We start from the raw sequence: 17,816 nt of genomic DNA on the forward strand, positions 1-17,816 counted from the left end.
GATCCGGGGACTCAGGTGAGCAGGTCGTCTACTTGAGCTTCTCCCTCACGGTACCTGCGGGCGATCTCGGCGCTGCAATCGTCGGCTGTCCGCTGGAGCTGCTGCCGGCGCCGGGACACCTGCTGTTCACAGCGTGCCAGGCGTCCCATCGCGGCGCTCAGCTCTTCGTCCGTTCGGGCGGTGAGGTCCGACAGCTCGATGTCGCCCAGCATCTCCGCGGCCAGCCGCCGGTACGTCTCGCCGCGCGGTGTGGACAGCGTGACGTGGCGGGCGGAGGAGCGGTGCTGGGACGGGGTGTCGGCGAGGATCTCCGAGAGCCGGTCCATCACCACCGGGACCTGCGCCCCGCCGCGGCGGGCCAGCTCGGCCCGGAGGATGTCGATACGGCCCTGGAGCAGCCGCCGTACGTAGCTGAGGTCCGCCTCGTCGCCGTGGGCGTCGCGCCGCAGGGCGCGCAGCTCCGGCAGCCGCAGCGTCGTGAGGTCGGGCTGCCGCACCTCCGGCAGGACGGACTCGATCGGCGTGCGCTGCACCGGTGGCCGTACGGCGGCACCGGTGCCGGTACGGGCCGGCTGTGCGGGATGTGGCGTCTGCCCGGCGCCAGGTGTGCTCATGGTGGATCCGTCCCCTCGACCGGTGCGGAGCCGCACCGCCTGACAGGCATGGTGCCACTCCCTCATGGTCGGTGCGGGTGCTCTGCACCCGTTCGGCCCCGGTTAGGTTTGAGCCATGCGTGCAGTGGTGCAGAGGGTCGAGGGCGCGAAGGTCGTCGTGGCGGGGGAGACCGTCGGCGAGATCGTCGGCGAAGGGTTGTGTGTGCTGGTGGGGGTCACCCACGAGGACACCGTGGAGAAAGCGGCGCAGCTGGCCCGCAAGCTGTGGTCGGTGCGGATCCTGGAAGGGGAGAAGTCCTGCTCGGACGTGAACGCCCCGTTGCTGGTGATCTCGCAGTTCACCCTCTACGGGGACGCCCGCAAGGGCCGCCGCCCCACCTGGAACGCGGCGGCGCCCGGCGAGGTCGCCGAGCCGCTGGTGGACGAGGTGGTGGCCCGGCTGCGGGAGTTGGGGGCGCGCGTGGAGACGGGCCGGTTCGGGGCGGACATGCGTGTCTCGCTCACGAATCACGGCCCGTTCACGATCGTCGTCGACGTCTGAGGCCCGACGTCCGGGACCGGGCCCCGGACCCGGCCGGGACCGGCGGGGAGCCGCAGTTCCGGACCCGGCTACGGGCTACGGGCTACGGCTACGGCTACGGCTACGGCTACGGCTACGGCTCGACGATCGTCTCCTGCGCCGCGGCGGTGTTGCCGGCGATCAGCTCGGCGTCCACCGGCACGTTCCGCTTGACCAGCGCGAGCGCGATCGGGCCCAGCTCGTGGTGGCGTACGGCGGTGGTGACGAACCCGAGCTGCCGCCCCTCCTCGCCCTCGGCCTTCAGCCGGATCGGCGTGCCGGGGGCGGGCAGGTGGACCTCGCTGCCGTCCAGGTGCAGGAAGACCAGCCGGCGCGGCGGCTTCCCCAGGTTGTGGACGCGCGCCACCGTCTCCTGGCCCCGGTAGCAGCCCTTCTGGAGGTGGACGGCGCTGCCGATCCAGCCCAGCTCGTGCGGGATGGTGCGGTGGTCGGTCTCGAAGCCCAGCCGCGGGCGGTGCCCCTCGACGCGCAGCGCCTCGTACGCCAGGATCCCGGCGAGCGGCCCGTGGTCGGTGGCGTACGGCTCCAGGTCGGCGCGCGGCAGGAACAGGTCGCGGCCGTACGAGGTCTCCCGTACGACGACACCCTCCGGGACCTCGGCGATGGAGCCGGCCGGGAGGTGCACGACGGCGATGTCGTCGCTGCGGTCGGCGACCTCGACCCGGTAGAAGAACTTCATCGACTCCAGGTAGCCGATCAGCGCCTCCTGCGTGCCGGGCTCGACGTGCGCCCAGACCGTCTCACCGTCGTCGACGAGGTACAGGGCGTGCTCGATGTGCCCGTTCGCGGAGAGGATCAGCGCCTCGGTGGCCCGGCCGGCCGGCAGCTCGCTGACGTGCTGGGTGAGCAGCAGGTGCAGCCAGCCGAGCCGGTCCTCGCCGGTGACGGTGACGACACCGCGGTGGCTGAGGTCCACCAGGCCCTTGCCGGCGGCCAGGGCGCGCTGTTCGCGGAAAAGGTCGCCGTAGTGCGCGGCGACACCTTCGTCGCGTCCCTCGGCGGGCACCGCGCCGGGCTGGGACAGGAGAGGGCTCTTCATGGCGTTAAGCCTACGACCCGTTGGTCATACGCTTCTCGGTGCAGTCCGCGCACCGGCCGAAGATCGCGAAGTGCTTCATGTCGGTGTCGAACCCGAACGTCTCGCGCAGCTTCCCGGTGAAGTCCGCGGCCACCTCCACATCCGCCTCGATGACGTTCGTACAGTCACGGCAGACCAGGTGCAGGTGGTGGTGGCGGTCGGCGAGGTGGTACGTCGGCGCGCCGTGCCCCAGGTGGGCGTGGCTGACCAGACCCAGCTCCTCCAGCAGCTCCAGCGTCCGGTAGACGGTGGAGATGTTCACGCCGGAGGCCGTCTTGCGCACCTCGGTGAGGATGTCGTCGGGCGTCGCGTGCCCCAGGACGTCCACCGCCTCCAGGACAAGCTGGCGCTGGGGAGTCAGTCGGTAGCCGCGCTGCCGCAGGTCGCTCTTCCAGTCGGTGCTCACCACGCCGTCCAGTGTAGGAGCACCGACCCTCGTTTCCCCCGGCCGCGAAGGACCGGGACCGTGTGAAGAACCGGCCCGCTCGACGAACCGGCCTACTTGAAGAAGGCGATGCCGTCGTCCGGCAGGTCGCCGAGGTCCTTGGCCCAGGCCTCGACCTGCTCGGGCGTGACGACCTTCTTGAGGTGCGCCGACATGTACGGGCGCAGCGGCACCTCGGGCGTCGACTTCTCGCCGACCCACATCAGGTCGCCCTTCACATAGCCGTACAGCCGCTTGCCGCCGCTGTACGGGCCCGAGGCGGCGGTGCGCGCGACGGCGTCCGTGACCAGGTCGATCTGCGGCTTCTGGTCGGCGAGCTCGCCGTACCAGACCTCGACGATGCCCTGGTCGCGCACCATGACGATCTCGACCTTGCGGTCGCCGTCGATGCGCCAGTAGCCGCTCTCGCTCTCCAGCGGGCGCACCTTGTTGCCCTCCGAGTCCAGGACCCACGTGCGGGACGTGTACTCGATGAAGTCCCGGCCGTCGTGGCTGAAGGTGACGGACTGGCCGAAGTTGCACTTCTCCGCGCCGGGGAAGTCGGACACACCCGCGCCCTCCCACGTACCGAGGAGGAACGCGAGGGGGACGAGGCCGGGGTTGAGGTCGGACGGGATCTCGATCATGAGCAGCTCTGTCGGTCAGTGGTGCCTGTACGGGTGGTCAGCGCTGGCCCTGGTACAGCTTCTTCACGGTCAGGGCGGCGAAGGCGATGACGCCGACACAGACCAGGACCAGCAGGGCGGAGAAGAAAGCCTCAAGCACGGGTTGCTCCTCGTGAGCGTGGTGGGCGAAGAAGGGGCCGGGTACCAGCCTAATGCTTGGTCCCCGGCCGCTTCGTGTGAGGTTCGGCCCAGGAGCCGGGTCGGGAGGATCACCGTCCGGTGGAACGGCACGGCGGCGGCGCCGCCCTTGGCGCCGGACCGGACCGGGTCGTAGCCGAACCCTCCCGGCGCCGTCCAGGGACTCCCCGCCGGACGCGCCGACGTGACACGTGCGGGTCGAACGGGGTTGTGCCGGCGCGCATTACAGTTCCGTACATGGCGAAGAAGCTCGTGATCAAGGTGACCGCAGGGGCCGACGCCCCCGAGCGCTGCTCGCAGGCCTTCACGGTGGCGGCGGTCGCCGTCGCCAGCGGGGTGGAGGTCTCGCTCTGGCTGACCGGCGAGTCGTCGTGGTTCGCGCTGCCGGGCCGCGCGGCCGAGTTCGCACTGCCGCACGCCGCGCCCCTGCCGGACCTCGTCGACTCGATCCTGGCGGGCGGCCGGATCACCCTGTGCACCCAGTGCGCGGCGCGCCGCGAGATCACCGAGAAGGACGTCCTGGAGGGCGTACGGATCGCGGGCGCGCAGGTCTTCGTCAGCGAGGCGATGGCCGACGACGCGCAGGCGCTCGTCTACTGACGCACCCGGCGACGCTCACCGGCGCCTGCCGGCGTCCCCTACCCGCTCCGCTTGCCGTCGAGCTCGTCCCACCAGGCGTCGGACGTGGGGTCGCCGGTGGGGGCACCTCCCCGGGGGAGCTCGGGGGGAGCCCGGCGGAGCTCGGGGGGAGGGTCGTCCCACCAGCGGTCCTCGGGACCGCGCCGGTTGGCGACCACCGCGGCGACCGGCGGGATGACCATGGCGACGAAGCACATCGCGACGGCGGCGGGCGTGGACCACAGGCGGACGACGGCCCAGGCGCCCACGAAGAGCACCAGGCAGGCCGTCATCATCCCGAGGTACAGGTGCCGACGCCGGGCGTACATACCTCCAGCGTAGGCCGGGAACGACCGAAGGGCCGCACCTCGGTCCCGGTAAGCGTCCAACCCCCAGGAGGTGCGGCCCCACGGCCGGTACAGCGGTCGCCGTCAGACGGCGATGGCGACCTCGGCCAGGCCGCCCTGCTGGGCGACGACCGTGCGGTCGGCCGTGCCGCCCGGGACGAGGGCGCGGACGGTCCACGTGCCCTCGGCCGCGTAGAAGCGGAACTGGCCGGTCGCGGAGGTCGGGACCTCGGCGGTGAACTCGCCGGTCGAGTCCAGCAGGCGGACGTAGCCGACGACGGGCTCGCCGTCCTTCGTCACCTGGCCCTGGATCGTGGTCTCACCGGGCTTGATCGTCGAAGCGTCCGGGCCGCCGGCCTGTGCTCCACACATGGGGTACTCCTGAGGGGTCGAGGGGGACGGGAGGTCCGGGATTACTTGTTGGCGCCGAGCTCGATCGGCACGCCGACCAGGGAGCCGTACTCGGTCCACGAGCCGTCGTAGTTCTTGACGTTCTGCTGGCCGAGCAGCTCGTGCAGGACGAACCAGGTCAGGGCCGAGCGCTCACCGATGCGGCAGTAGGCGATGGTGTCCTTCTCCAGGTCGACCCGCTCGTCGGCGTACAGCGCCTTGAGCTCCTCGTCCGACTTGAAGGTGCCGTCGTCGTTGGCGTTCTTCGACCACGGGATGTTGCGGGCGCTCGGCACGTGGCCGGGGCGCTGCGACTGCTCCTGCGGGAGGTGTGCCGGGGCGAGCAGCTTGCCGCTGAACTCGTCGGGGGAGCGCACGTCGACCAGGTTGAGGTTGCCGATGGCGGCGACGACGTCGTCGCGGAAGGCGCGGATCGAGGTGTCCTGGGCCTTGGCCTTGTACTGGGTGGCCGGGCGGCTGGGGACCTCGGAGCCGTCGACCAGGTCGCGGGAGTCGAGCTCCCACTTCTTGCGGCCGCCGTCGAGGAGCTTGACGCTCTCGTGGCCGTACAGCTTGAAGTACCAGTAGGCGTACGAGGCGAACCAGTTGTTGTTGCCGCCGTAGAGGACGACGGTGTCGTCGTTGGAGATGCCCTTCGCGGAAAGGAGCTTCTCGAAGCCCTCCTGGTCGACGAAGTCGCGGCGGACCGGGTCCTGGAGGTCCTGCTTCCAGTCGATCCGGACGGCGTTCTTGATGTGGTTCTTGTCGTACGCCGAGGTGTCCTCGTCCACCTCGACGATGACGACCTTCGGGTCGTCGATGTGGGCCTCGACCCAGTCGGCGTCTACCAGGACATCGCTGCGGCTCATGCGTTTCTCCTCCGGGGCAGTGTGCGGCGGGGTGTGACAGGGTGTGCCGCGCGCTCTTCGCGTACGGGGGTACGAGCGGCGAGCGCGTGCGTGGCTGCGTGCGGCACGGGGGATGGGCCCGAGGTGCTCGAGGGCCCGGGAACGCGGGAGGCGGGCTCCCGCTCAGACGGAGCGACAGAGCATGGCGGCGACGCGGCACAGGTCTACTGCCCGCCGCTTCGTGAGTTCCGCCTGTCGCTTCATGCGTCCGATCGTAGGGACGGACAGGTGGCCGTGTCACCGGCGTGTCGGATGGTGAGACGGGATCGTCCGCGATGCGAGATGGAGTGGCCGCCCGGCAGTGGCCCCGGCCGCCCGCCGCGACGGCGTCCTCCCTGGTGGTTACGGAGCGGACGCCCCCGTCTCACCATGTGGCCGCGCTCGCGGCGCCACCCGGGTCGGAGCCCGCGCCGTCAGCCCGTCGCCCCGCCGTCAGCCCGCCGTCAGCCCGTCGCCCCGCCGTGTCGCCGCCGTGTCGCGCCGTCCCCGGCTTCGCGTCAGCCCGCCAGGGAGACGTTGCTGCCGGTCAGCGTGATGACGACGCCCTCGGCGGTCGCCTCGACCTTCTGGAGCTTCAGGCCGACCGGGAGCCCCTCGATCTTCCGGTCGAAGTCGGTGCGCTCACGCACCAGTTCCTCCACGCCGGGGATGCCCTCGCCGGGGACCTCGTCGGCGCGCACGCGGATGGTGTCACCGTCGACGACGCTGACGGTGGACAGCACGCTGCGGGTGATGCTGCGGCCGAGGACCTCGACCGAGCCGGTCACCTTGACCTTGCCGTTGCCGCCGAAGCCGACGGTGACGTCCTCACCGGAGGCGCTGCCCAGATCGGCGTAGGAGAGGCGCGCACTGCCGGTGGCGGTCGCGGCGGTGGCCGTGGAGAAGCCGTCCCCCAGCCGCACGTCGTGGAGCGCCGCGGTCATCTCGGAGATGCGGACCGTGCGTCCGCCGGTCGACGCCTCGACCCCCCTGAGGGTGACGTCGACCTCGTCGAGCTCCTTGGCCAGCGCCTGGGTCAGGAACGGAAAGCCCTGTATGGACACGTCCGCCGGGCCCGCCGTCGCCCCCTGTTTCGCCCGTATCCGGTCGGCGACCTCGGATTCGGCGTAGTTCACCGCCAGCCGGTCCGCGATCACGAAGAGTCCACCGAGGATGACGGCGGTGATCAGCAGTATTCGCAGTGCACGCATGTCTCGGTGTTCCCCCACCCTGTTCGCGCCCGGTATCCCCCCGTCACGACAAGATCGACGTGCGGGGTTACTGATTGGTTCCCCGCTCAGACCAGGGCACGCCCCAGCAGGTGGACGGCGGGCGCCGCGGCGGCGAGCGGCAGCGCCACACCGGCCGTCATGTGGACGAAGCGGGACGGGTAGTCGTAGGCGGCGACCCGGTGCCCGATCAGGGCGCAGACCCCGGCGCCGAGCCCCAGCAGCGCGCCCGAGGAGCCCGTCCCGGTCAGCCCCCCGGCCGCGACACCCGCGCCCGCGGCGGCGATCAGGGCCACCACGAGGGACGCCGCACCCGGCAGGGGCAGCGCCCGGGCGAGGACCGTCACGGCGACCGCGAGCGAGCCGACGATCACCGCGTCGGGGACGGCCGCGAGGTGCCCGGTCGCCACGATGGTGAGCGCCGCCGACGCGACGGTGGCCATCAGGCCGTACTGCCGCTCGTCGGCGCTCGCACGGCTGCGCAGCTGAAGGACCAGCACCAGCAGCACCCACACCCCGAGGGTGCCGAGGATCGCGGCCGGGCCGTGCTCCCTGCCGGCGGCGAGCAGCACGATGTCGGCGGTGACGCCGCCAGCGAAGGCGAGCGCGATGCCCTGGCGGGCGGGCCACATGCCGTTGAGCCGGAACCATCCGGCGGCGGTGACGGCTTGGAGCAGGATCAGCGGGAGGAGCAGCCCGTACGTGCCGAGGGCGGCGCCCGCCGCGAGCAGGACACCCAGCAGCGCGGTCAGCGCGGCCGGCTGCAGGCCGGGGTCGATGATCGGTGACCGTCCCTCGGCGCGGGCGCGCTGGGCGTCGGTGAGCCGGGCGCTGCCCAGGGTGGTCGGCGCGCTGTACTCCGGCGCGGCGGTTCCGGGAGGGGCGGCCACGGAGGAGGCGGCCACGGGAGCGGGCCCGGGGCCCGGTTCCGGGGCGACCGGCCGGAGCACGGTCGTGGGGGTGTCGTACGGGACCTCGGGCGGCAGCGGGTACGAGACCGGCGCCGGCCCGGACCCCTGCGGCGGCGTCAGGTACGCGGTCCGCGCGGCGTCCTGCCGCGGTGCGGCCGGGGACGGCGGGACGGCCGGCTGGTGGTGCGTGTCCCAGGTCCGGCCGTCCCAGGCCTGGGCGACACCGGGGTCCTGGTACCCGTACGACGGGGCACCCTGGTCGGGGCTCCCGTACGTCCGGTTGCCGTAGGCCTGGCTGTCGTAGGCCTGGTTCCCGTACGCGGGGTTCCCGTACGCCTGGTTGTCGTACGACGCGTCGTGGGACGGGCTGTCGTAGGAAGGGTCTCCGTGGGACGCGTCGCCGTGAGAGGGGTCGTCGTGGGACGGGTTCTCGTACGGCCGGTTCCCGTGCGCGGGGGTGCCGTACGGCTGCTCCCCGTACGACGGGTACTGCTGATCGCTGCTCATGATGTGCGGTTCACCCTCCTGCGAACGGCGGGAGCACCTCGACCGTGCCGCCCTCGGCCAGCCGTACGGTCTCATGCTCGCGGGTGCCCACGGGAGCGCCGTCGACCAGGAAGGAGCATCGCCGCAGGACGCGGACCAGCTCGCCCGGGTGCCGCTCGCGCACGGTATCCAGCGCCTCGGCCAGGGTCTCCGCGGCGTACGGCTCCTCGGCGATCCCCGCGGCGGCCTTGGCCGCGGCCCAGTAGCGGATGGTCCCCGCTGCCATAGCGGCACTCCTTTCGTCGGCCTCGTCGGCATCCATCATGAGCTATGGCGCCGACGGCCAGTCCGCGATCCGGACGAGACGGCGTCGGCGGCGTCGTTCTCCGCGTGCCCATGCCCCGCTCCAGCCACGACTCCGTCTGACCCGCCTCCGCCGGCCTGTGCGGACGGTCCACCCGGAAGTACGGATGACTGTCCCCGCGCACGATCAGCGGCGGCACGGGATCGATCAGCGCCGCCTCCACGGGCGGCATCGGCACCGGGTCCCCGTCGCGGTGGTGGACGCGGGTGCGCCGCCCGTAGCGGCCGACCAGCCGGCCCGCGGGCCGGATGACCACCCGGTGCGGGCGGTGGCGCATCGGAGCCGTACCGCGGTGGTACCAGCGCGCGAGCGCGCTCACGGCGGCGGCGTCCGTGCTCGCGCCCCGGGGTCGTCCTTGCACGGCGCCGCGTGCCACGGCACCACCGACCCGCCGCCCCCCCACGGCCTTCGACGTGGAAGGTGCCCCCCGAACCCGACCGTCGCCACGCGCGCGTGCCCCGGCTCAGGCGCCCACGTCACCGCCGCCGCCAAGGTCCACCACCTCCCGGCCGCCGACCGTGGACCGGCCGCCGGAGCCGCCGTGCCCACGGAACGCGAAGGTCACGACCCGGGCACGCCGCCGGAACGCCCGTGCCGCGGGCCGCGCCGCGGGCCGACCGAACCGGTGAGGCCATGGGCGACAACGATGGCCGCCTCCGCGACACTGTCCTTATGTGCTGGATACGGCATATGCGGCTCGTGCACCGCTTCGACGCGGACACCATCGGACGTACGGAGGGTTGCGCCCACAAGGCCATGCGTGATCGAGGAAACATCCGCATGGTGAAACGCGCCCTCCGCGCCGGAAGCCATGTGGGCTATTGTGCTGGGGAGAGGATCCGGGCAACGCAGCCCCCGGGTCCTTTTGTGTTTTCCCGCCGTTGTTACAGGCAGGTGAACAAAGGCTCTCAGGGCGCGGGAGCCGACCGTGCGAACCGTACGAAGCAGTGCCGCCACGTCCTCGCAGGCAGGGACCGAGGAGGAACCGACGTTATGGGCGAGCGAACCGTGCACGACCGTGGAACGACGACCCGGGCAGGTGGGGCGCGATGAGCTCTCTGCTGCTCCTGACCAATGCCCTCCAGCCGTCGACGGAGGTGCTCCCCGCCCTCGGACTGCTGCTGCACAACGTGCGGGTGGCCCCCGCCGAAGGTCCCGCCCTGGTCGACACCCCCGGTGCCGACGTGATCCTCGTCGACGGCCGCCGCGACCTGCCGCAGGTCCGGTCGCTGTGCCAGCTGTTGCGCTCCACCGGGCCCGGCTGCCCGCTGCTCCTCGTCGTCACCGAGGGCGGCCTGGCCGCCGTCACCGCCGACTGGGGTATCGACGACGTCCTGCTGGACACCGCCGGACCGGCCGAGGTCGAGGCGCGGCTGCGGCTCGCGATGGGCCGCCAGCAGATCACCGCCGACGACTCCCCGATGGAGATCCGCAACGGCGATCTGTCGGTCGACGAGGCGACGTACAGCGCGAAGCTGAAGGGCCGGGTCCTGGACCTGACCTTCAAGGAGTTCGAGCTGCTCAAGTACCTCGCCCAGCACCCGGGGCGGGTCTTCACCCGCGCCCAGCTCCTCCAGGAGGTGTGGGGCTACGACTACTTCGGCGGTACGCGGACGGTCGACGTCCACGTACGGCGCCTGCGCGCCAAGCTGGGGCCCGAGCACGAGTCGCTGATCGGCACCGTCCGTAACGTCGGCTACCGCTTCGTGACGCCGGAGAAGGTGGAACGTGCGGCGGAGGAGGCCCGTGCGAAGGCCGCCACGTCGGCCAAGAAGGCGGCCGTCACCCGTTCGGAGGACAGCGAAGAGGTCGAGGAAGCCGCCGCCCGACCTGCCCAGAGGTAGGTCACCCCGCGTAGACTGCCGCGCGTGGCCAAGGTGACGCGGGACGATGTGGCGCGACTGGCGGGGACTTCGACCGCGGTCGTGAGCTACGTCATCAACAACGGACCCCGGCCGGTCGCCCCGGCCACGCGCGAGCGGGTACTCGCCGCGATCAAGGAGCTGGGCTACCGGCCCGACCGGGTCGCCCAGGCGATGGCCTCGCGGCGGACCGACCTCATAGGCATGATCGTCCCCGACGCCCGGCAGCCGTTCTTCGCCGAGATGGCGCACGCGGTCGAACGGGCCGCCGCCGACCGCGGGAAAATGGTCCTCGTCGGCAACTCCGACTACCGCGACGAGCGCGAGCTCCACTACCTGCGGGCCTTCCTCGGCATGCGGGTCGCCGGGCTGATCCTGGTCAGCCAGGGCCCCAGCGAGCGGGCCGCGCAGGAGATCGAGGCCTGGGACGCGCGCGTGGTGCTGCTGCACGAGCGGCCCGAGGCCATCGACGACGTCGCGGTGGTCACGGACGACATCGGCGGCGCCCAGCTCGCCGTCCGCCATCTGCTGGAGCACGGTCACCCGTACGTCGCCTGCCTCGGCGGCGTCGAGACGACCCCGGCGGTCGGCGACCCGGTGACCGACCACGTCGAGGGCTGGCGCCGCGCGATGCTGGAGTCCGGCCGCTCGGTCGAGGGCCGGCTGTTCCACGCCCCGTTCAACCGTTACGACGCCTACGAGCTGGCCCTGAAGATCCTGTCCGGCCCGGACCGGCCACCGGCCATCTTCTGCGCCACGGACGACCAGGCGATCGGCGTCCTGCGCGCGGCGCGCGAGCTGCGGCTGGACGTGCCGGGCGACCTGGCCGTGGCGGGCTTCGACGACGTGAAGGAGGCCGCGCTGACCGACCCGCCGCTCACGACGGTCTTCTCCGACCGCCCGGCGATGGCCCGCGCGGCGGTGGACCTGGTCCTGGACGACGGTCTGCGGGTGGCGGGGTCACGCCGGGAGCGCGTCAAGCAGTTCCCGTCGGCGCTGATCGTGCGCCGCTCCTGCGGCTGCGACGGCCAGTAACCCTTCCCACCCGGCAACCTCTGACATTTCCGGCATTCCGGTGACCCCTTTTATATAGGGCATACAAGACTTTGCCCGGACTCTCAGGGCGTCCTCAGGCTGCTCTCATCTTCAGCTCCGAGAGTCGTGGCCATGACGGACCACCAGGGTGACCAGCAGCAGTCATACGTGTATCCGCCTCCCCCGGCGTACGCGCCCCCGCCCCCGGCGCCGGCTCCCGGGCACCGGCGGGCCGGGCGGCCCGTCGCGCTCATCGCCGCGGTCGCCCTCGCCGCCGCCGCGATCGGTGGCGGCGCCTCGGCCCTGGTCCGGGAGCTGACCGGCCCCGAGGGCACCGGCGGCACGGGCGTGGCGGGCACCACGGTGTCCCAGTCCAGCAAGGGCACCGTCGCGGGGGTCGCCCAGGCCGTGTCACCGAGCATCGTCGAGATCAAGGCGGCGTCGGCCTCCGGGCAGTCCACCGGCTCGGGAGTGATCATCACGGCCGACGGCGAGATCATCACCAACAACCACGTCATCTCCGGCGCCTCACAGATCAAGGTCCGGCTCAGCGACGGCAGGACCTACACCGCCGAGGTCGTCGGCACCGACCCCGGCAAGGACCTGGCGCTGATCGAACTCCAGGGCGCCAAGGGACTGAAGGCCGCCGCGCTCGGCGACTCCGGCACGGTCCGGGTCGGCGACCAGGTCGTGGCGATCGGGTCCCCCGAGGGGCTGACCGGCACCGTGACGAGCGGCATCGTCTCCGCCCTCGACCGTGACGTGACCGTCTCGAAGGACGAGGGGCGGCAGCAGCCCGACCCCCGCCAGGGCCGGCCCTTCGAGTTCGGCGGGCAGCGGTTCAACGGCGACACCGGCGACTCGAAGACGACGTACAAGGCCATCCAGACCGACGCCTCGCTCAACCCCGGCAACTCCGGCGGCGCGCTGATCAACATGAACGGCGAGATCATCGGCATCAACTCCGCCATGTACGCGCCGAGCTCCGCCACCGGCTCCACGGCGGGCAGCGTCGGCCTCGGCTTCGCCATTCCGATCAACACCGTGAAGGCCGACCTGGACGACCTGAGGTCCGGATCGTGACGCGTGCGACGCTGGCCCCATGAACTCCGACGCCGACCGCATCCTGATCGTCGACGACGAACCCGCCGTCCGCGAGGCGCTCCAGCGCAGCCTCGCCTTCGAGGGGTACGGGACCGAGGTCGCCGTCGACGGCATCGACGCCCTCGCGAAGATCGACGCCCACGGGCCCGATCTGGTCGTCCTCGACGTCCAGATGCCGCGCATGGACGGCCTGACCGCCGCGCGCCGCGTCCGCGCCGCCGGATCCACCGTGCCGATCCTGATGCTGACCGCCCGTGACACGGTCGGCGACCGGGTGACCGGCCTGGACGCGGGCGCGGACGACTACCTGGTGAAGCCGTTCGAGCTGGACGAGCTGTTCGCCCGGATCCGGGCGCTGCTGCGGCGCAGCTCGTACGCGCGGACCGTGGGCGAGCAGCCCGGGGCGGAGGTGCTGAGCTTCGCGGACCTGCGGATGGACCTGGCGACGCGCGAGGTGACACGCGGCGGGCGGCTGGTGGAGCTGACCCGTACGGAGTTCACGCTCCTGGAGATGTTCCTGTCGCACCCCCGGCAGGTGCTGACGCGGGAGCAGATCCTCAAGTCGGTGTGGGGCTTCGACTTCGAGCCGAGCTCCAACTCCCTGGATGTGTATGTGATGTATCTGCGGCGCAAGACGGAAGCGGCGGGCGAGCCCCGCCTGGTGCACACGGTGCGGGGCGTCGGGTACGTACTGCGCGGCGGAGACCCCGAGTGACCGGTCCGGTCGCTCGCTTCCGCGCGCTGCCGCTGCGCTCGCGCCTGGCACTGCTGACGGCGACGGCGGTCGCGGTGGCGGTGGCGGCGGTGTCGGTGGCCTGCTGGTTCGTGGTGCGGGGCAAGCTGTACGACGAGGTCGACGCGAAGCTGCGCTCCGTCAGCGCCGGGGCGTCGCTGCGGACCATCGACGTGGCCACCGCGCTGCGCGACTGCCCCGGCGCCCCGGCCGCGCCGGGCGACTTCGGCGGGCCGAGGCCGGTCTACTACTTCCAGCTGGCCCGGGGCTCCGGTGAGCGGCCGTGTGTCTTCGCCAACTCGGCCGGAACGGTGGAGGTCCGGAGCACCGACCGGGAGGTGGCCCGGCGGGCCGACCCGGACGTCGAGGCGTACCGGGACGGCGTGGACGCCGGGGGCAACGCGGTACGCGTGCTCACCGTCGCCGCCGTCACCCGGGGTCCGGGCGGCGGGATCGTCGCGGACACCGCCGTGATGTACGCCTTCCCGCTCCGGGAGACCGAGCGGACCCTGAACGACCTGGCCCTCCTGCTGCTCGTCGTCTCCGGCATCGGCGTCGTCGGCGGCGGCGCCGCCGGGCTGTGGGTGGCCCGGACCGGCCTCAAGCCGGTCGACCGCCTCACCGGGGCGGTCGAGCACGTGGCCAGGACCGAGGACCTGACGGTCCGTATCCCGGTCGGGGGCGAGGACGAGATCGCCCGCCTGTCGCGGTCGTTCAACGCGATGACGGCGGCCCTGGCCTCCTCCCGCGACCGGCAGGCGCGGCTGATCGCCGACGCCGGGCACGAGCTGCGGACCCCGCTGACCTCGCTGCGTACCAACATCGAGCTGCTGGCGCGCAGTGACGAGACGGGGCGCGCGATCCCCCCGGAGGACCGGCGGGCCCTGATGGCCTCGGTCACGGCGCAGATGACGGAGCTGGCCGCCCTGATCGGTGACTTGCAGGAGCTGTCCCGCCCGGACGCGGCGGCTCCCGGCCGGCTGGAGGTGGTCGGGCTGCACGACGTCCTCGGGACGGCGCTGGAGCGGGCGCGGCTGCGCGGGCCCGAGCTGACGATCACGGCGGACGACGTCCGCCCCTGGTTCGTCCGGGGCGAGCCGGCGGGGCTTGAGCGGGCGCTGGTGAACGTCCTGGACAACGCGGTGAAGTTCTCCCCGCCGGGAGGGAGGGTGGAGGTGTCCCTGGCCGACGGTGAGCTGGTGGTCCGGGACCACGGGCCGGGCATCGCGGCGGACGAGCTGCCGCATGTCTTCGAGCGGTTCTGGCGTTCGCCGTCGGCGCGCGGCCTGCCCGGCTCGGGGCTCGGCCTGTCGATCGTGGCGCGCACGGTGCGGCAGGCGGGCGGCGAGATCGAGCTGACGGCGGCGGAGGGCGGCGGCACGCGCGCGGTGATCCGGTTGCCGGGCGCCCCCACTCCTCCGCCGGCCTCAGTTGTGCCGGATCAGTGACTCGATGAGCCCGGCGCGGGTGTTCGGGAAGTCCATCGGAACGATCCCGAGCCCTTTCCAGCCGCCGGCCTCGCCTCCGTTCACGAAGCCGTGGACGCGGGGGTTGAGCCGGTCGGCGTTCCAGCGCGGCGGCAGCAGCGCGGCGGTGGAGACGTGGTTGACGTACAGCTTCCCGGGCTGGGTGACGGCCTTGCGGAAGTGCGCCTCGATCTTGGGGTACTTGGCGCCGGGCTCCGCCATGTAGTCGTCCTGGATGTCGAAGAGCGCCGCGTCCCCGTACCGCACGCCGGGCAGCCCGCCGTTGTCGGCGAGGAGGACGACCCTGCCGCGCGCCTCGCCGAGCGACGGCAGCCCGTCGCCGATACGGAAGAGGGGCCGCCAGCCCTTGGCGTCCAGGTAGAGGTCGAAAATCCGCCGGAAGGTCGCGTCGGAGTCCTCGGAGTACTCCTGCTTGACGCGCATCAGCACGGTCTCGGAGGGATGGGCGGCGAGGAAGTCGCGGCAGGCGATGAGGACGTCGCCGAACATCCGGTTCTGGTAGTACGCGCCGTGGTGGATGGCGAAGGCGTCGCCGGTGACCCGGCAGCGGATGTCCAGGAAGCGGATGCCGCTGCTGAGCTGCTGGGCGACGCCGGTGTTCTGGCAGGCGACCCACAGCCCGCCCGCCGGTGCGCCGGAGTTGTGCGTTCCGGGGATGGTGAGCGCGCGCAGCGGGGTCGCGTCGCCGAGGCCGGCCATCCAGTCCTGGGTGGAGAGCGCCCGGGGGGCGGGGGCCGCCCCCAGGAGGGCGGTGGTGGATAGGGCGGCGGCACCCGCGAGGAAACTCCGTCGGCTCAGGTCCATGCGCGGGAGTATGACGCGAACACGTCAACGACGCCAGAGGGGAGCCGGATACGGAAACGGGGCGGCGGAACCGTGCACCGGCCCCGTCGCCCCGCTCCCGTACCGCGTCTTACTTGATGACCGTGATCCGGTCGGCCGCCGGGGGCGCGATCGGCGCGGACGCCGAGGAGTTCGCCGCCAGGTAGGCGTTGAAGACGTCCAGGTCGGACGCGCCCACCAGCTTGTTCCGGCCCTGCGCCAGCGCCGGGAAGCCGTCACCGCCGCCCGCGAGGAACTCGTTCATCGCGACGCGGTAGCTCTTCGCCGGGTCGATCGGCTCACCGTTCAGCTTCACCGAGCCGGCCACGACACGCGCCGCGCCCGTCTTCGTCATGTCCAGGGTGTAGGTGAAGCCCCTCGACACCTGGAGGATCTTCGGGGAGGCCTCGTTCGAGCCGCTGACCTGCTGCTGGAGCGCGGTGAGCAGCTGAGCGCCGGTCAGGTCGACCACGTTCATCATGTTGGTGAACGGCTGTACGGTGAACGCCTCGCCGTACGTCACCACCCCGTCGCCCTCACTGCCCGACGCCTTGTACACCAGGTCCGCCCGGATACCGCCCGGGTTCATCAGGGCCAGCTGCGCACCGCCCTTGTCGGCCGGGGAGAGGCCCGCGAGCTGCGCGTCCGCGATCAGGTCGCCGAGCGGCTTCTCGTACGCCGTCGAACCGCGGCCGTTGATGTCGGCGGTGATGAAACCCTGGGGCTTGTTGGCGATCGGCGCGGCGAGGGTGTTCCACCGCTCGATCAGCGACGTCATGTCCGCGGCCTTCGGCACGTCGCGCGACACGACGTGGTTGGCCGACTCGACCGCCGTACGGACGATGTCCTTGGTCCGCCGGTCGTAGGTGAGGGTCGTGTCCGTGTAGAGCTTGCCGTACGAGGACGCCGAGGTCACCATGCGCGGCTTGCCGGACGGGTCCGGGATGGTGCACACGTACGCCTGGTGGGTGTGGCCGGTGACCAGGGCGTCGACCTGCGGGTTCAGCTTCTTCGCGATGTCGACGACCGGGCCGGAGACCCCGTCGCCCGCACCCGGGCTGTCGCAGTCGTAGTTGTACGAGGCGGAGGCCGGAGCGCCGCCCTCGTGGATCAGGGCGACGATCGACTTGACGCCCTTGCGCTCCAGGACCTTGGTGTACTTGTCGATCGTCTCGACCTCGTCACCGAACTCCAGGCCCTTGACGCCCTCGGCGGTGACGATGTTCGGGGTGCCCTCCAGGGTCACGCCGATGAAACCGATCTTGACGCCCTTCCGCTCCCAGATGAAGTACGGGTCGAGGATGGGCCTGCCGGTCTTCTCGTCCGTCACATTGGCGGCGAGGTACGGGAAGTTCGCGCCGCGGAAGGTCTTGCCCTCCTCGTAACAGCCGCCGGTCGGGTGGCAGCCGCCGTTCTGCATGCGGGCCAGCTCGCGGGCCCCCTCGTCGAACTCGTGGTTGCCGACCGACGACACGTCCAGCTTCAGCTTGTTCAGCGCCTCGACGGTGGGCTCGTCGTGGAAGAGCCCGGACAGCATCGGCGAGCCGCCGATCATGTCGCCCGCGGCGGCGGTCACGGAGTACCCGTTGCCCTGGCGCGCGGTGCGCAGGTGCGTGGCGAGGTACTCGACGCCGCCCGCGTCGATCTTCTCGGTCCTGCCGTCCGGGTGCTGGTGGGTGACCTGCCCGGACGAGCCGGCCGGCGGCTCCAGGTTGCCGTGCAGGTCGTTGAAGGAGAGCAGCTGTACGTCGACGGTGCGGCCCGGGTGGTGGCCGGCGGGCCGCCCCCGGTCGTCGGCGCCCGCCGGCAGGGCGGCGACCATCGCGCCGACGGTGGCCAGCCCGGCGGCGCCGGCGAGTATCCGTCTCGCCGCGCGGTTCTTCTTCGGTGTCGCTGACATCTGTCCCCTCGTGACGTTCAACAAGGCGTGTATGACCCAGCGCAGCCTAGGGTCAACGCGCGTAGCGCAACAGGGGGTGGCGGGTTACGAGCTGGTTGCCCCGGCCTGTCGGCGGTCGGTC

General features: G+C 72.0%; 21 protein-coding genes. 7 read left to right on the top strand and 14 right to left on the bottom strand.

Annotated elements, in window-relative coordinates; all coding sequences use genetic code 11:
• Positions 1 to 11: 11 nt before the first annotated feature.
• Entirely contained in the window at positions 12 to 614 is a 603-nt protein-coding gene (locus ABZZ38_RS20135) for an ABC transporter substrate-binding protein (protein WP_356741608.1), read from the bottom strand.
• 115 nt (positions 615 to 729) lie between these two features.
• Between ABZZ38_RS20135 and dtd the strand changes: the two genes are divergently transcribed.
• A complete protein-coding gene (gene dtd / locus ABZZ38_RS20140) occupies positions 730 to 1,155 on the top strand; it encodes a D-aminoacyl-tRNA deacylase (RefSeq protein ID WP_356741611.1) in 426 nt (141 codons plus the stop codon).
• Between the two features lie 112 nt (positions 1,156 to 1,267).
• Here dtd and ABZZ38_RS20145 read toward each other — a convergent pair whose 3' ends face one another.
• The 3 genes from ABZZ38_RS20145 to ABZZ38_RS20155 all read right to left on the bottom strand — a co-directional run bounded on the left by ABZZ38_RS20145 (position 1,268) and on the right by ABZZ38_RS20155 (position 3,343).
• Positions 1,268 to 2,233 (bottom strand): folate-binding protein, encoded by a 966-nt coding sequence (locus tag ABZZ38_RS20145; protein ID WP_356741613.1) that lies wholly within the window; start codon positions 2,231 to 2,233, stop codon positions 1,268 to 1,270.
• A gap of 10 nt (positions 2,234 to 2,243) precedes the next feature.
• A complete protein-coding gene (locus tag ABZZ38_RS20150; RefSeq protein WP_356741615.1) occupies positions 2,244 to 2,681 on the bottom strand; it encodes a transcriptional repressor in 438 nt (145 codons plus the stop codon).
• 89 nt (positions 2,682 to 2,770) lie between these two features.
• Positions 2,771 to 3,343, bottom strand: coding sequence for an FABP family protein (locus tag ABZZ38_RS20155; RefSeq protein ID WP_356741617.1), 573 nt, complete (start codon positions 3,341 to 3,343; stop codon positions 2,771 to 2,773).
• 414 nt (positions 3,344 to 3,757) lie between these two features.
• Between ABZZ38_RS20155 and ABZZ38_RS20160 the strand changes: the two genes are divergently transcribed.
• Positions 3,758 to 4,120, top strand: a complete 363-nt coding sequence (locus tag ABZZ38_RS20160) for a DsrE family protein (RefSeq protein ID WP_356741619.1) — start codon at positions 3,758 to 3,760, stop codon at positions 4,118 to 4,120.
• 38 nt (positions 4,121 to 4,158) lie between these two features.
• Here ABZZ38_RS20160 and ABZZ38_RS20165 read toward each other — a convergent pair whose 3' ends face one another.
• The 8 genes from ABZZ38_RS20165 to ABZZ38_RS20200 all read right to left on the bottom strand — a co-directional run bounded on the left by ABZZ38_RS20165 (position 4,159) and on the right by ABZZ38_RS20200 (position 9,565).
• On the bottom strand, positions 4,159 to 4,467 hold the full coding sequence (locus tag ABZZ38_RS20165; RefSeq protein ID WP_356741622.1) for a DUF3099 domain-containing protein: 309 nt from the start codon (positions 4,465 to 4,467) through the stop codon (positions 4,159 to 4,161).
• A gap of 102 nt (positions 4,468 to 4,569) precedes the next feature.
• A complete protein-coding gene (locus ABZZ38_RS20170; RefSeq protein WP_064067594.1) occupies positions 4,570 to 4,857 on the bottom strand; it encodes a DUF1416 domain-containing protein in 288 nt (95 codons plus the stop codon).
• A 41-nt stretch (positions 4,858 to 4,898) separates the two neighbouring features.
• Positions 4,899 to 5,744, bottom strand: coding sequence for a sulfurtransferase (locus ABZZ38_RS20175; RefSeq protein WP_356741627.1), 846 nt, complete (start codon positions 5,742 to 5,744; stop codon positions 4,899 to 4,901).
• 162 nt (positions 5,745 to 5,906) lie between these two features.
• Positions 5,907 to 5,987 carry an Ms5788A family Cys-rich leader peptide gene (locus ABZZ38_RS20180; RefSeq protein WP_352021666.1) on the bottom strand — a complete coding sequence of 27 codons (81 nt, stop codon included), beginning with the start codon at positions 5,985 to 5,987 and terminating at the stop codon, positions 5,907 to 5,909.
• A gap of 293 nt (positions 5,988 to 6,280) precedes the next feature.
• Positions 6,281 to 6,973, bottom strand: coding sequence for a DUF2993 domain-containing protein (locus ABZZ38_RS20185; RefSeq protein ID WP_356741629.1), 693 nt, complete (start codon positions 6,971 to 6,973; stop codon positions 6,281 to 6,283).
• Between the two features lie 86 nt (positions 6,974 to 7,059).
• Complete coding sequence (locus tag ABZZ38_RS20190) at positions 7,060 to 8,409, bottom strand: hypothetical protein (RefSeq protein ID WP_356741631.1); 1,350 nt, start codon at positions 8,407 to 8,409, stop codon at positions 7,060 to 7,062.
• 10 nt (positions 8,410 to 8,419) lie between these two features.
• The gene (locus ABZZ38_RS20195; protein ID WP_356741633.1) at positions 8,420 to 8,674 is read right to left on the bottom strand and encodes a MoaD/ThiS family protein; all 255 of its coding nucleotides are present in this window, start codon (positions 8,672 to 8,674) and stop codon (positions 8,420 to 8,422) included.
• A 639-nt stretch (positions 8,675 to 9,313) separates the two neighbouring features.
• Entirely contained in the window at positions 9,314 to 9,565 is a 252-nt protein-coding gene (locus ABZZ38_RS20200) for a hypothetical protein (protein ID WP_356741635.1), read from the bottom strand.
• 236 nt (positions 9,566 to 9,801) lie between these two features.
• Between ABZZ38_RS20200 and ABZZ38_RS20205 the strand changes: the two genes are divergently transcribed.
• The 5 genes from ABZZ38_RS20205 to ABZZ38_RS20225 all read left to right on the top strand — a co-directional run bounded on the left by ABZZ38_RS20205 (position 9,802) and on the right by ABZZ38_RS20225 (position 14,934).
• Complete coding sequence (locus ABZZ38_RS20205; RefSeq protein ID WP_356741638.1) at positions 9,802 to 10,596, top strand: response regulator transcription factor; 795 nt, start codon at positions 9,802 to 9,804, stop codon at positions 10,594 to 10,596.
• Positions 10,597 to 10,620: 24 nt separating this feature from the next.
• The gene (locus ABZZ38_RS20210; protein WP_356741640.1) at positions 10,621 to 11,649 is read left to right on the top strand and encodes a LacI family DNA-binding transcriptional regulator; all 1,029 of its coding nucleotides are present in this window, start codon (positions 10,621 to 10,623) and stop codon (positions 11,647 to 11,649) included.
• 132 nt (positions 11,650 to 11,781) lie between these two features.
• Complete coding sequence (locus ABZZ38_RS20215) at positions 11,782 to 12,732, top strand: trypsin-like peptidase domain-containing protein (RefSeq protein WP_356741642.1); 951 nt, start codon at positions 11,782 to 11,784, stop codon at positions 12,730 to 12,732.
• Between the two features lie 19 nt (positions 12,733 to 12,751).
• A complete protein-coding gene (locus tag ABZZ38_RS20220; protein ID WP_356741644.1) occupies positions 12,752 to 13,468 on the top strand; it encodes a response regulator transcription factor in 717 nt (238 codons plus the stop codon).
• Positions 13,465 to 14,934 carry a HAMP domain-containing sensor histidine kinase gene (locus ABZZ38_RS20225; RefSeq protein ID WP_356741645.1) on the top strand — a complete coding sequence of 490 codons (1,470 nt, stop codon included), beginning with the start codon at positions 13,465 to 13,467 and terminating at the stop codon, positions 14,932 to 14,934. The genes ABZZ38_RS20220 and ABZZ38_RS20225 overlap by 4 nt, the downstream gene beginning before the upstream one ends.
• Here the strand turns inward: ABZZ38_RS20225 and ABZZ38_RS20230 are convergent.
• Together ABZZ38_RS20230 and ABZZ38_RS20235 are read right to left on the bottom strand one after the other, a co-directional pair.
• On the bottom strand, positions 14,914 to 15,777 hold the full coding sequence (locus ABZZ38_RS20230) for a phosphatidylinositol-specific phospholipase C (protein WP_356741650.1): 864 nt from the start codon (positions 15,775 to 15,777) through the stop codon (positions 14,914 to 14,916). The two genes, ABZZ38_RS20225 and ABZZ38_RS20230, sit on opposite strands and share 21 nt — an antisense overlap.
• 109 nt (positions 15,778 to 15,886) lie before the next feature.
• Positions 15,887 to 17,695 (bottom strand): bifunctional metallophosphatase/5'-nucleotidase, encoded by a 1,809-nt coding sequence (locus tag ABZZ38_RS20235; protein ID WP_356741652.1) that lies wholly within the window; start codon positions 17,693 to 17,695, stop codon positions 15,887 to 15,889.
• Between the last annotated feature and the right edge of the window lie 121 nt (positions 17,696 to 17,816).

Source organism: Streptomyces sp. NPDC006368, assembly GCF_040612535.1.
Taxonomy (GTDB): domain Bacteria; phylum Actinomycetota; class Actinomycetes; order Streptomycetales; family Streptomycetaceae; genus Streptomyces.